We start from the raw sequence: 13740 nt of genomic DNA on the forward strand, positions 1-13740 counted from the left end.
ACTATTGAAGCCTGCCTCATTGCCGCCTATCTGTGCCTTTACCGCCCGTTAAGGCGGTGTCGCCTGCAATCGGCCTGTCGCGCCGATTCGATTTTCCGGCATGCTGCCCCGTCCCTCCAATGCGCGTTCGGGGCAGGGGGCATGTCCAAACAACCAAGCCTGCCATCCGGTCCGCGACCCGGGGCATGGCCAAGGGGCAAAATATGCGGGATCCGCACGATCTTTACATGAACACGCTCGTTCCCATGGTGGTCGAGCAGTCGAACCGCGGCGAACGCGCCTTCGACATCTATTCGCGCCTCCTGCGCGAACGCATCATCTTCGTGACCGGCGTGGTCGAGGACAACATGGCCTCGCTGATCGTCGCCCAGCTTCTGTTTCTCGAATCAGAGAACCCGAAGAAGGAAATCGCCATGTACATCAACTCGCCCGGCGGCGTGGTGACGGCTGGTCTTTCCATCTACGACACCATGCAATTCATCCGCCCGGCCGTCGCCACCATGGTCATGGGCCAGGCGGCATCGATGGGCTCGCTGCTGCTCGCAGCCGGTGAAGCCGGTATGCGTTCGAGCCTGCCGAACTCGCGCGTCATGGTCCACCAGCCCTCCGGCGGCTTCCAGGGTCAGGTCACCGACATCCTGATTCATGCCAAGGAAGTCGAGGGCTTGAAGCGCCGTCTTAATCAGATTTATGAGAAGCACACCGGCCGGACCTACGAAGAAATCGAGAACGCTCTCGAGCGCGATCGCTTCCTGTCCCCCGAAGAGGCCAAGGCCTTCGGGCTGATCGACAACGTGATGGAAAAGCGCGCCGTGCCGGAGGCCTCCGCCTGACTTGGGTCACGTTAAGCACAATGCTGATGCGCCGTGGACTGTGATCCAAGCGCAATTGCACCGAGCCGGAACGGCCTTTAAGGTCGTTTCGGCTTAGACTTTCTTTATGCCTTGAGCGTTAGCCTGCCTGTTAACGCTTGAATTTGGGGGCGCTCAGCTCCCGGGAGTGACTGGATGTCCAAAGAGACCACCAACGGCGAAACCTCCAAGAACACGCTTTACTGCTCGTTCTGCGGCAAGTCGCAGCACGAAGTGCGCAAGCTGATCGCCGGTCCGACAGTGTTCATCTGCGATGAATGCGTCGAGCTGTGCATGGACATCATCCGCGAAGAGAACAAGACCTCCATGGTCAAGTCCTCCGAGGGCGTGCCAACCCCTGCAGAAATCTGCAAGGTGCTGGATGACTACGTCATCGGCCAGAGCCGCGCCAAGCGCGTCCTCTCCGTGGCTGTCCACAACCACTACAAGCGCCTGCATCATGCGAGCAAGAACCAGGACGTGGAGCTCTCCAAGTCCAATATCCTGCTGATCGGCCCCACCGGTTCGGGCAAGACGCTGCTGGCCCAGACCATGGCGCGCATCCTTGATGTGCCCTTCACCATGGCTGATGCCACCACGCTCACCGAAGCCGGCTATGTCGGCGAGGACGTGGAAAACATCATTCTCAAGCTCCTGCAGTCGGCCGACTACAATGTCGAGAAGGCGCAGCGCGGCATCGTCTATATCGACGAGGTCGACAAGATTTCCCGCAAGTCGGACAATCCCTCGATCACCCGCGACGTCTCGGGCGAAGGCGTGCAGCAGGCCCTCCTCAAGATCATGGAAGGCACCGTTGCCTCCGTGCCTCCGCAGGGCGGTCGCAAGCACCCGCAGCAGGAATTCCTGCAGGTGGACACGACCAATATCCTGTTCATCTGCGGCGGCGCCTTTGCCGGTCTTGAAAAGATCATCTCGGCGCGCGGCGAAGGTTCGGGCATCGGCTTTGCGGCCACCGTCAAGGACCCCAATGACCGTCGCGTCGGCCAGGTGCTTGCGGACGTCGAACCCGAAGATCTGGTCCGCTTCGGCCTGATCCCGGAATTCATCGGCCGTCTGCCGGTCCTTGCGACCCTGGAAGACCTCGATATTCCGGCGCTGATCGAAATCCTGACCCAGCCCAAGAACGCCCTGGTCCGCCAGTATCAGCGCCTGTTCCAGATGGAAGAGATCGAGTTGACCTTCCACGAGGACGCCCTCAAGGCCATCGCCGAGAAGGCGATCGAGCGCAAGACCGGCGCCCGCGGCCTGCGCTCGATCATGGAAGGCATCCTGCTCGACACCATGTACGACCTGCCCTCGCTCGAAGGCGTCGAGGAAGTGGTGATCTCGGAGGAAGTGGTGAAGGGCAAGGACGTGCGTCCGCTCTACATCTATTCCGAGCGCAAGAAGGATGAAGCGCCGGCCACGGCCTGAACCTGCTTCAACTGAACGCAAGAACGCCGGGCCTCGCGCCCGGCGTTTTCGTTTGTATTCGAAGGGATATTGTTTCCTGCATTGCCGAGCGACGATTGCCGGTCAGCCCGGACGGTCAGGCGACGGCGGCGCCTGTCTCACTTTCGCCCAGCAGCGGCCCAAAGAGGTCCTTCGGATTGCCCAAGTCCGGGATGAGGTCGAGCTTCTTGCCGCGGCCTTCCATCAAGTCGTGCACCAGCCGCAGCGCCGAAAAGTCTTCGACAGCAAAACCGACCGAGTCGAACACCGTGATCGCCTGCGAGTCTTTGCGACCCGACCTGCGTCCGGTCTCGACCTCCCAGAGCTCGGTGACCGCAAAGTCCGGCCCCATTTGCTGGATTTCGCCCTCGACCCGCGTCTGCGGTGTGAATTCCACGAAGACCTGCGCATCCTCGAGAATGTCGCGGTCGAGCTCGGTTTTGCCCGGGCAATCCCCGCCAATGGCATTGATATGGGTGCCCGGTTTCAGCATGGCGCGTGAGACCAATGCCTGCCGGCCTTTGACGGCCGTGCAAACGGTAACAATGTCTGCACCGGACACGGCCGCTTCGACGGACGAGGCCGCGCGCAGGGTGAGGCCGAAGCCCGACGCATTGCGCATATATTTCTCCACCGCCGCGGGATCGGGGTCGAATACCACCACCTCGCGAATGCCCAGCAATTCCTGGAAGGCCAGCGTCTGGAACTCGGATTGCGCTCCCGCGCCGATCAGCGCCATCACGCGACTCTCCGGCCGCGCCAGCAGGCGCGCCGCATAGGCCGAGGTGGCTGCTGTCCGCAGCGCGGTGAGCAGGGTCATCTCGCTGATCAGCAACGGATAGCCGGTGGCAACGTCGGAGAGGACGCCGAAAGCGGTTACCGTGAGCTTGCCTTGCCGGGGATTGCCTGGATGCCCGTTCACATATTTGAAGCTGTAGAGCGTCCCGTCACTGGTCGGCATCAACTCGATCACGCCGATCGGAGAATGGCTGGCGACCCGCGCCACCTTGTCGAACATCTCCCAGCGGGCGAAATCCTCGGACAGGTAATCCACCAGACGCCTGAGGAAGCGACGGGGACCCATGGTCCCGACCATCTCGCTGAGGTCGTTGACGCCGACGAACTGGGTCATGGTTCTCTCCTATCCATTGCTGCTCTGGGCCGTCAGCGCGTCGCGCGCGATCCGGCGGGGCATGATCTGGCGGCCGAACAGGCTTGCCGCGAGGTCCACCAGCAGCCGCGCGCTCATCCCGGCGTGATCGAGAATGGGATTGAGCTCGACAATGTCGAGCGACCCCATCAGGCCGCTGTCATGGATCATCTCCATGGCCAGATGCGCCTCGCGGAAGGTGAGCCCGCCTGCCACCGGCGTGCCGGCGCCGGGTGCAATGGCGGGATCGACGGCATCGACATCGAGGCTGACATGCAGGTGCCCGCCATCTGCCGCGACGCGCTCAAGCACTTCGCGCATCAGTGCCACCGCGCCGGTCTCGTCGATCCGCCGCATGTCGATCACATCGACGCCGCGCTGTTCGAGCAGTTCGCGCTCAGGGCGGTCGATATCGCGCGCCGCAAAGATCGTAACGTTTTTCGGATCGATACGGCCGCGCCAGCCGCCCTCGAACTGCGGCCCGAAATCCGGCTCACCACAGGACAGGGCCAGCGGCATGCCGTGCAAATTGCCGGTTTCCGAGGTCGTCGGCGTATTGAAATCGCCATGGGCGTCGATCCAAAGCACATGGACCGGCTTGCCCTTTGCCGCGCCGTATCGCGCCACGCCGCTCAGCGTGCCCATGGCGATGGAGTGGTCTCCACCCAGGAACACGGGCAGGCGCCCCGCAGCCATGCTCGCATAGGCCGCCTCGCTGCCGAGCTTGGCCAGGGCCAGCACTTCTGCCTCGCGCGCCTCCGACAGTCGCCAGGGCAGGGTCGGCTCGCTCCGCCGGGGGCGGGACAGGTCGCCAAGGTCGGCGACGTCATGGCCCTGCGCCGCAATGGCCTCGCCAATGCCAGCGATCCGCAGCGCCTCCGGCCCCATGCCGCAGCCGCGGCAGGACGCTCCAGCGTCGGTTGGTATGCCGATCAGGTCGATGCGCTTGAGGCTTGGGTCCATCCCGGTGCTCCCTTTTTTGTCTCCTCCTCAGTTTGCGTCCGCCAGGTGGTGACGAAAAGACGGAAACATGCAAAGATTGAACACAAAATTGATCACAGTGATAAGCGAGGCTGTGCGAAATGGTACTGGATGATCTCGATCACCGGCTGATCGCCCTGTTGCGCAGCAATGCACGGCTGCCGATTGCCAAGCTCGCGGCGCATCTCGGCGTCTCGCGCGCCACCGCCAAGGCGCGGCTGGACCGCCTGGTGGAGGGCGGCGCCATTGCCGGCTTCACGGTGGTGACGGCTGCTGCCCAGAGCCACGGCGTGCGGGCCATCACCATGATCGAGGTCGAGACCAAGCGGGAGGATGCGGTGCTCAAGCGTCTCATGGGCATCCCCGAACTGCGCCAGTTGCACACCACCAATGGCAGGTGGGACTATGTGGCCGAACTCGAGGCCGCAGACGTCGCCGCCTTCGACGACCTGCTGCGGACCATCCGCCAGATCGATGGCATTGGCGCCACCGATACCTCCATCTTGCTCAAGGCCCGCAAGGCCGCGTCCTGACAGGGCCCGTCCACATGCAAATTCGCCCCCAGGGCACAGCCATGTTTCCGGTGCTGGCACATATCTCCTGTGCGTAGCGGTCGTAACGGTCACAAAAGCGCAAAGCTTGACTTGCGGGCGGGGCGGTCCACCCTATTTATTAACCTGAATCGCCCAGCCTTCGATGATTGGGCAGTCGCAATACGGGCGCGCAGTCTTTTCCTCCCTCCGGCGCGCCCCGGAAAGGAAATGTGATGTCGGAAGTTACCTCCACCGGCGAAACAAGCCGGGATCGGGTTTACCCGGTCCTCCCACTGCGCGACATCGTGGTCTTCCCCGGCATGATCGTGCCGCTGTTCGTCGGACGCGAGAAATCGGTCAAGGCGCTTGAAGAAGTCATGCGCGACGACAAGCACATTCTCGTCGTGACGCAGAAGAACGCGCAGGATGATGATCCGGCGCCCGACCAGATCTACCCCACCGGGACCATTGCCACCGTGCTGCAGCTGCTCAAGCTGCCCGACGGCACCGTCAAGGTTCTGGTGGAAGGCCTGCACCGCGCGACCATCGACAATTACCTGCAGACCGAGGACTATTTCGAGGCCGAGGCTTCGATCCTGCCCGAGCCTGCCGAGGACGCGACCGAAGTCGAGGCGCTGGCGCGCTCGGCCCAGTCGGAATTCGAAAACTACGTCAAGCTCAACAAGAAGATCTCTGCCGAGGTCGTTGCGGCCGTTGGCCAGATCGAGAATGCCTCCAAGCTGGCCGACACCATTGCCAGCCACCTCGTCATCAAGATCCCCGAGAAGGAAGACCTGCTGCTGACCGTCTCGGTCATCGAGCGCCTGCAGAAGGTCATCGGCCTGATGGAAGGCGAGATCGGCGTGCTGCAGGTCGAAAAGCGCATCCGCTCCCGCGTCAAGCGGCAGATGGAGAAGACTCAGCGCGAGTACTATCTCAACGAGCAGATGAAGGCGATCCAGCGCGAGCTGGGCGACGGCGAGGATGGTGCCAATGAGATCACCGAACTCGAAGAGCGCGTCGCCAAGACCAAGCTCTCCAAGGAAGCCCGCACCAAGGCCGAAGGCGAGATCAAGAAGCTCAAGGGCATGAGCCCGATGTCGGCCGAAGCCACGGTCGTGCGTAACTATCTTGATACGCTTCTGGGTCTGCCCTGGGGCAAGAAGAGCAAGGTCAAGCGCGACCTGGCCCTGGCCGAAAAGGTGCTCGATGCCGATCACTATGGCCTCGAAAAGGTCAAGGAACGCATCCTCGAATACCTCGCGGTCCAGGCCCGCACCGGCACGCTCAAGGGCCCGATCCTCTGCCTTGTGGGTCCTCCGGGCGTCGGCAAGACCTCGCTGGGCAAGTCGATCGCCAAGGCGACCGGCCGCGAATTCGTGCGCATGGCCCTGGGCGGCGTGCGGGACGAAGCCGAAATCCGCGGTCACCGCCGCACCTATATCGGCTCCATGCCCGGCAAGATCATCCAGTCGCTCAAGAAAGTGGGCAAGAACAACCCGCTCTTCCTGCTCGACGAGATCGACAAGATGGGCCAGGACTTCCGCGGCGATCCGTCTTCGGCTTTGCTCGAAGTGCTCGATCCGGAACAGAACAACACGTTCAACGATCACTATCTGGAGGTCGATTTCGACCTCTCGGACGTGATGTTCGTGACCACCTCGAACACGCTCAACATTCCCGGCCCGCTGATGGACCGCATGGAGATCATCCGCCTCTCGGGTTACACCGAGGAGGAAAAGCACGCGATCGCCAAGCAGCACCTGATCCCGGAAGCGGCCAAGGAAAACGGCATCGCCCATGGCGAGTTCGTGCTCTCCGATGAGATGCTGATGAAGGTCATCCGCGGCTATACCCGCGAAGCCGGCGTCCGCAACCTCAAGCGCGAAATCAGCAAGCTGATGCGCAAGGCGGTGACGGACATCGTTCGCACCAAGGTCAAGTCGATCGAGATCACCGAAGAGAAGCTGGCCGAGTATCTCGGGCCGATGATCTTCAAGCATGGCGAGATCGAAGCCGAAGCGCAGGTTGGCCTGGTCACCGGCCTTGCCTGGACCTCGGTCGGTGGCGAGATGCTCACCATCGAAGGCGTGATGACGCCGGGCAAGGGCCGCATGTCGGTCACCGGCAACATCAAGGAGGTGATGAAGGAATCGCTGACCGCCGCCCAGGCCTATGTGAAGTCCCGCTGCATCGACTTCGGCATCAAGCCGCCGATGTTCGATACGCGTGACATTCACGTCCACCTGCCCGAAGGCGCCACCCCCAAGGATGGTCCCTCGGCTGGTATCGGCCTGGCCACGGCGATCGTGTCGGTGATGACCGGTATCCCGGTCCGCAATGATGTCGCCATGACCGGCGAGATCACGCTGCGGGGCAGGGTGCTCCCCATCGGCGGCCTCAAGGAAAAGCTCCTGGCGGCCCTGCGTGGCGGCATCAAGACGGTGCTGATCCCCGAGGAGAATGTCCGCGATCTCCAGGAGATCCCGGACATCGTCAAGGAAGGCATGGAGATCGTTCCGGTCAGCCGCATGGACCAGGTCATCGAGCGTGCCCTGGTGCGCAAGCCCGAACCGATCGAGTGGAACTTCGATGCCGAACCCGCCGTCCCGGCCAAGGTCGATCCTGCAGAGGATGCCGGCGCCAGCGTAACGCACTAGTCAGCAAGAATGCCTGATATGAGATGGCGGCCTTCGGGCCGCCATTTTTGTTTCTGATATTTAGCCTTGACGCTAATTAGCGATGCAGCTAATTAGTGAATCAACGAAAGAGGGCTTATGGGCATCAATTCCGTCTTCGAGGCCCTGTCGCACCCCTTGCGGCGCAAGGTTCTGGCGCTCCTGAAGAAGGGGCCGATGAGCGCAGGCGAACTGGCCGAACACTTCGCGGTCAGCCGCCCAACGCTGTCGGTCCATTTCAACAAGCTCAAGGAGGCCGAACTTGTCGTCGTGGAGCGGCAGGGCACCAGCCTCATCTATCACCTCAACACCAGCGTGCTCGAAGACGCGCTGGCCGGAATTTTTGATCTCGCGGATCGCCAGGAATGACCAGCAAACCCATCCTCAACACCCTCAATCGCGGCCTGCTCGTTGCCGTTGCCATCGTCACCATCGCCGGCTTTTTCCTGGTGCCGCTCGACGTGAGCCTGCCGATCCACTGGAACATCAATGGCGAGCCGGACAATTTTGCCCCGGCCCCGCTCGCCATGCTGCTGCCGGCAGTCATGGCCGCACTGGTCGTCGGACTGCTGCTCATCCTGCGGCCTGCGGGCCTGCGGCGGGACTTCGAAGCCGGGCGCCACGCCATTGATGCGGCGATCAGCATTGTCCTGGCCTTGGCCGTGCTGCTGGGCGGCGCCACCATTGCCATCGGCAAGGGCATAAGTGTCGATATGGTCCGGCTCATCGCCTTTGCCATGGGAGCAATGCTACTGGTGCTGGGCAACTACCTGCCCAAGACGCAGCCAAACTGGATCGCCGGCCTTCGGCTCCCCTGGACGCTGCGGGATCCTGCCAATTGGCGCCTCACGCATCTCTGGACCGGCAGGTTGATGATGCTGGGCGGGGTCACTGCACTTGTTGCTGCTGCAATCAACCCAGCGCCTGCCGTGCTCTTGCTTGCGGTCCTGGGGTGCATCCTGCTGCCGTTGCTGGCGGGGATCGCCATCAGCTACACGGCCGCGCGGTCGCGAGGCTAGCGTTTCAACAGAGCTCCGGCGTCACCCGTCGACACATCCATATCGCCCGCGCTCGCGCGGGGAATGAACAGGTGTTCCACGCTGACCCAGGACGGCACGTACTTGCCCCTATGCAGCCAGAACGAACCGCCGCAAACCTCGCTGGCCATGTCGATCATCGCATGCATCTGCTCGGCGTTTCGGGACGTCATCTCGATCCAGACGAAGCCGCGGCCGGTCTCGGGCTGACGGGTGAAGCGGACCCCGATCCCCTGGCCAGGGTGCATCTGCATATTGGGCAGGCTCAGGCGCAACCGGGAAAAGAACTCGGGCGCGAAACCGTCCGGCACGCACACTTCCAGATTGCGAATGCGGCGACGGCTCTCGCGAAACAGCTTGCCGATGAGACGCTTGGCCGGAACACTGGTCCACGGGGCCAGCACCTGCTCGGATGAACCGACAATGCGCAGCCGGCCGCGCAGGCGCAGGCTCAGAAGCAGCTTCTGCACGGGAGCCGGCGAGCCCCGCATTGGCGCGAAGGGCCCCCGATCCCGCGGGTGCTGCTCGCCCACCGGATTGACATTGTAGACCATCAATTCCTGGCTGCGCGGATACCAGTGCACCGTCGTGCTGAAATTGGCCCGATAGCCGCCTTCGACATAGGATTCGAGCTGGCTGTCGGGATGCCACTCGATCACATTGGCGAGGCGCTGGTTGGGCTGGCAACGGAAGGTGACTTCGGTGACGACAATCGTTGGATCGGCGCGGAGCCGGTCCCACTCGTCGTCATTGCGCCGTGAGTACACTTCAGCCCCGTCAGGTCCGACATAGCGGATCGCCGAGATCAGGTCATAGAGCGAAATGTGTTCGTTGCTGCTGCCATGGACTTCGGCAAAAAAGCACGCGCCCGCCGATATATCCACGAATTCGGGGAGGGTGGCCAGGCTCATCCCCATCGGAGCCAGATGGTCGAGTACTGCCCGCAGGGTCGTACCGGCGCGCACGGTCAGATCCTCGCCCTCCATTCCGATGACGCCCGAATAGTGCTCCATCACCAACTGGTCGGTACGCTGGCGATCGTTGAACCAGAGGAAGTAACCACGCCCGATCGTGTGGAAGGGTCGGCCGCCGCGCACAATCCCGCGGATGATCTCGAGGCTGTCGGCATTGACGATGCGGGCGGGCGGCTCGAAGAACTCCGACAAGTTCCGGTTTGTCGTGATGCCGGTCAGCCGGCGGACCTTGCTCGTGTCCACCTGCACGTTCTGGCCGAGGAACCAGAGGGTTGATGGAATCAGCCCCCCGGCGGCACGCGCGAGCCAGTTCGGGGCCAGCAGGATGGAGCGCTGGGCAAGCATCGCCGCATGACGGAAATAGGCGTCCGATGACACATCCAGATCGCCCAGATTGACGATCTCGTTGCAGACCCCGTTCTCGATCAAGGCCAGCAATTGCCGACTGAGGTCTTCGACATGGACGAGGTTGAAGGTGCGGTTCCTGATCCCCACCGGGGCCCAGCGCATGGCATCGACGATGCCGCTCGACCATTGCATATGCGGCCCCATCACCACGGTGGGACGCACGATCAGATAGTCGGTGCCCTTGTCGCGGCAAGCCGAAATCACCCGCTGTTCTTCAGTCAGCTTCAGCCGGGTATAGGCGTCGAGGCGGGCATTCTCTGCCAGTTCCAGGTCTTCGCCCTGGATCGGGTGTTGGTGCGGATCGAGCGCGGAATACACCACCTGCGAGCTGAAATAGACGAACAGGCGGCATTGCCCGGGCTGGATAAGGGCGAGCAGCGCTTCGGTGACGGCGCGATTGGTGTCGATAAAGGCGCGACCGCGGGCTTTGGTATTGAGGGCCGCGTGGACAATGATCTCGGAATGCGCGACGGCGTTCGCGAGCCCCGCCTCGTCGTTGAAAGCGACGGCATTGGCGCCGGCGGTGCGGGGCAGGGTGCGATAGACCGGGCGCACATCATGGTTGGCAGAGAAGGTCGTCAGCAGTTGCCGGCCGATCCCACCCCCCGCGCCAACCAGGCAGATATTCACCGCGCAGTTCCCTTCTGGATCTGATCCGTGCTGGACGGACCCGGTGGTAAAGACGATTCGATCACGATCATATGGGGACAGAGAAGCGGCGTGCACCCGCCTTGGCGGCGTCAATGGTGGCTTCGATGAAACTGACGGCAGTTCCAAGCCCGTCCTCGGCCGCCAGTGCCCGGCCAATGGAAGCGGCATTGGCTGCCATGGCCGGGTTGGTGGTCAGCTCGCGCAATGCGTTGGCGAGGATCTCCGGCGTTATGGCGCGCAGCCGGACCGGGGCAGGGCCGCAGCCCAGGGCGCGCACCCGGCGGCCCCAATAGCGCTGGTCATAGGCCTGCGGAAGCGTGAAAGTCGGCTTGCCGGCGCGCAGTCCGGCGGCGGTGGTGCCGGCGCCGCCATGATGCACCACGGCGGCGCATAGCGGGAACAGCCTGTCATGCGGTGCTTCCGAGACGGCAAAGACCGTATCGGGCAGATCGTCCGCATTGATGCCGCCCCAGCCGCGCGACACGATGGCCCGGCCACCCCATTGGCTCAGCGCGGACTTGAGCAGCTGGGTGTTCCGGTCCGCGCCGAACGGCATCGAGCCAAACCCGATATAGACCGGCGGCGGTCCTGCATCGAGGAAGCGCTGCAAGTCGGCCGGAGGCACCCAGTTGGTGTTGTCGTCGAGGAACCAGAAGCCGGTCACCACGGCGGTTTGGGGCCAGTCGCGCGGGCGCGGCGATACGATCGAGGAGAAATTGTAGAGCGTGGGGATGTTGTTGCCGTTGCTGTCCCGGAACAGCCCCCCTCGCTTGCGCGGCGGCAGGCCCATGAGTTCCTTGCGCACGCGATCTCGCGGCAGGTCGTAGTAGCCCTGCTGAATGTTCATCGCGATATAGCTGAGCTTGTTGAAGGTCGGCCCCAGATCTGGAACCTCATAGGCACAGACAGGAAATTCGCGGGTCGGATTGAGCGGCTGCATCGCCGTCATGATGACGGGAATGTCGAGCGCCTCGGCGATATCGATGCCAAAGCTGGTATTGATATTGACCACCACCGCATCGGCGCCCTGCGCCATCACCCAGGAATTGCGCGCGGCGCGCTCGACCAGGGCCTGGCCCTGGCGCAGCAATTGCGGGAAATGGTGCAGCTTCATCTGGCTGATCGCGGTGTCGAACCGCGATTCCTGCAGCCAGTTCTGCATATTGGTCCCGAGATTATGGAACTCGATGCCGTGGGAGGTTACCAGGCTCTCAAAGTCGGAATTGGTGCCCACCACGACGTCATGGCCGTGCTTCTTGAGCTCAAGAGCGAGCGCCAAATAAGGCCTGACATCACCTGCCGTACCAATTGTGGCGATAGCGACGCGCTTGCTCATGCACCTATCCGATGAAATTCTTCTGCCGCAGCAGCAAAACCCCTAGATGTAAAGCCGCACCGGCATTTACAAGCTTTGTCGGAAAACATAATAGGGTATTGGCCACGCGCGGGTGTGGTAGCAGAAGACAATTCGCAAGGGCAAGAGACATGGCGTCTCCGTTCACTGTTGCATGGTTTGGAGCAGTGCTCGCCGGCAAGCCGGTGGCGGCACGCGCGGCTGCAGCGAGCGCCCGATAGCTCTTCCCGATGGCCACAAGGTGGCCGGGAAGAGCCGAACATGTTCCGTCTTCGACCCGAAAGGGTCGCTTTAACCCGTCCAGAACCATAATTCCGCGATAATCGACCTCTCATAATCGAGGCGTGGCGCCATTGCGCGTCGCGGTCAGCTACCGGCCCCGCAGGGCCCCGAGGAATCAATGAGCGAAGTTTTCCATCGCATCCGCCGTCTGCCGCCATACGTCTTTGCCCATATCGACCCGATCAAGGCAAAGGCGCGCGCCGAGGGCGTGGACATCATCGACCTCGGCATGGGCAATCCTGACATGCCGACGCCCGAACACATCGTGGCCAAGCTCCAGGAAACCGTGAAGGATGGGCGGACCCACCGCTATTCCACCTCGCGCGGCATTCCCGGCCTGCGCAAGGCCCAGGCCAGCTATTATGGCCGCCGCTTTGGCGTGAAACTCAACCCGGACACCCAGGTGGTGGCAACGCTCGGCTCCAAGGAAGGCTTTGCCAACATGGCCTCGGCCATCACCGCGCCTGGCGACGTGGTGCTGGTGCCCAACCCAACCTATCCCATTCATTCCTTCGGCTTCATCATGTCGGGCGGCGTGGTGCGCTCCATGCCGGCCGACCCGAATGAGGATTTCATGCGCTCGCTCGATCGGGCGGTGCGCCATTCGATCCCCAAGCCGATTGCCCTGGTGCTCAACTACCCGGCCAACCCGACGGCCTATACCGCCGACCTCGATTTCTACACCGAGGTGGTCAAGTACTGTAAGGCCAACGACATCTTCATCCTCTCCGATCTCGCCTATTCCGAGATCTATTTCGATGAAAACAACCCGCCGCCTTCGGTGCTGCAGGTGCCCGGTGCCATCGACATCACTGTCGAATTCACCTCCATGTCCAAGACCTATTCCATGCCCGGCTGGCGCGTGGGCTTTGCCGTGGGCAATGAGCGCCTGATCGCGGCCCTGGCGCGCGTGAAGTCCTATCTCGACTACGGCGCCTTCACGCCTATCCAGGTGGCGGCCGTCGCCGCCCTCAATGGGTCGGACGAGGTGATCGACGAGGTTCGCAAGGTCTACAAGCACCGCCGCGATGTCATGGTCGAAAGCTTTGGCCGCGCCGGCTGGACCATCCCGGTTCCCAAGGCCACCATGTTTGCCTGGGCGCCGATCCCGGATCAGTTCGCCCATCTCGGTTCGCTCGAATTTGCCAAGCTCCTGGTGCAGGAGACCGGCGTCGCCGTGGCACCGGGCGTTGGCTTCGGCGAATATGGCGACCAGTATATCCGGCTCGCTTTCGTCGAGAACGAACAGCGCATCCGCCAGGCGGCGCGCAACGTCAAGAAACTGCTCGGCTCCAAGCCGGGGCAGGGCAATGTGGTGCCGCTGACCGCATCGGGCAAATAGGCCGGGATTGTGGGGAGGCGGAGATCCCGCCTCCTTCGACGCGCTGG

Annotated in this window: 11 protein-coding genes; 7 read left to right on the forward strand and 4 right to left on the reverse strand. The window is 62.7% G+C overall.

The annotated features are described in order from the left end of the window. Positions 1-203 precede the first annotated feature (203 nt). Together K1X15_RS06545 and clpX are read left to right on the forward strand one after the other, a co-directional pair. Positions 204-833 carry an ATP-dependent Clp protease proteolytic subunit gene (locus K1X15_RS06545; RefSeq protein ID WP_220306693.1) on the forward strand — a complete coding sequence of 210 codons (630 nt, stop codon included), beginning with the start codon at positions 204-206 and terminating at the stop codon, positions 831-833. A gap of 174 nt (positions 834-1007) precedes the next feature. Next, complete coding sequence (gene clpX / locus K1X15_RS06550; RefSeq protein ID WP_220306694.1) at positions 1008-2285, forward strand: ATP-dependent Clp protease ATP-binding subunit ClpX; 1278 nt, start codon at positions 1008-1010, stop codon at positions 2283-2285. Positions 2286-2400: 115 nt separating this feature from the next. On the opposite strand, the gene K1X15_RS06555 is transcribed toward clpX, so the two are convergent. Both K1X15_RS06555 and rocF read right to left on the reverse strand, forming a co-directional pair. Next, positions 2401-3435 carry an ornithine cyclodeaminase gene (locus tag K1X15_RS06555; protein ID WP_220306695.1) on the reverse strand — a complete coding sequence of 345 codons (1035 nt, stop codon included), beginning with the start codon at positions 3433-3435 and terminating at the stop codon, positions 2401-2403. Positions 3436-3444: 9 nt separating this feature from the next. Beyond that, positions 3445-4416, reverse strand: coding sequence for an arginase (gene rocF, locus K1X15_RS06560; RefSeq protein WP_220306696.1), 972 nt, complete (start codon positions 4414-4416; stop codon positions 3445-3447). Positions 4417-4541: 125 nt separating this feature from the next. On the opposite strand from rocF, the gene K1X15_RS06565 reads away from it, so the two are divergent. From K1X15_RS06565 to K1X15_RS06580, 4 genes are all read left to right on the forward strand, one after another. Continuing rightward, positions 4542-4967, forward strand: a complete 426-nt coding sequence (locus K1X15_RS06565; protein WP_220307457.1) for an Lrp/AsnC family transcriptional regulator — start codon at positions 4542-4544, stop codon at positions 4965-4967. A 233-nt stretch (positions 4968-5200) separates the two neighbouring features. Continuing rightward, the gene (gene lon / locus K1X15_RS06570) at positions 5201-7627 is read left to right on the forward strand and encodes an endopeptidase La (protein WP_220306697.1); all 2427 of its coding nucleotides are present in this window, start codon (positions 5201-5203) and stop codon (positions 7625-7627) included. Positions 7628-7744: 117 nt separating this feature from the next. Next, a complete protein-coding gene (locus K1X15_RS06575; protein WP_240549677.1) occupies positions 7745-8014 on the forward strand; it encodes an autorepressor SdpR family transcription factor in 270 nt (89 codons plus the stop codon). Further along, the gene (locus K1X15_RS06580) at positions 8011-8664 is read left to right on the forward strand and encodes an SdpI family protein (RefSeq protein ID WP_220306698.1); all 654 of its coding nucleotides are present in this window, start codon (positions 8011-8013) and stop codon (positions 8662-8664) included. The genes K1X15_RS06575 and K1X15_RS06580 overlap by 4 nt, the downstream gene beginning before the upstream one ends. Here K1X15_RS06580 and K1X15_RS06585 read toward each other — a convergent pair. Then, positions 8661-10694 carry an NAD-dependent epimerase/dehydratase family protein gene (locus tag K1X15_RS06585; RefSeq protein ID WP_220306699.1) on the reverse strand — a complete coding sequence of 678 codons (2034 nt, stop codon included), beginning with the start codon at positions 10692-10694 and terminating at the stop codon, positions 8661-8663. The genes K1X15_RS06580 and K1X15_RS06585 overlap by 4 nt on opposite strands. Positions 10695-10761: 67 nt before the next feature. Continuing rightward, positions 10762-12051, reverse strand: a complete 1290-nt coding sequence (locus K1X15_RS06590) for a glycosyltransferase (protein ID WP_220306700.1) — start codon at positions 12049-12051, stop codon at positions 10762-10764. Positions 12052-12469: 418 nt separating this feature from the next. Between K1X15_RS06590 and K1X15_RS06595 the strand changes: the two genes are divergently transcribed. Then, complete coding sequence (locus K1X15_RS06595) at positions 12470-13693, forward strand: LL-diaminopimelate aminotransferase (RefSeq protein ID WP_220306701.1); 1224 nt, start codon at positions 12470-12472, stop codon at positions 13691-13693. Positions 13694-13740 lie beyond the last annotated feature (47 nt).

The sequence above is a fragment of the Devosia salina genome (assembly GCF_019504385.1).
Taxonomy (GTDB): Bacteria; Pseudomonadota; Alphaproteobacteria; order Rhizobiales; family Devosiaceae; genus Devosia; species Devosia salina.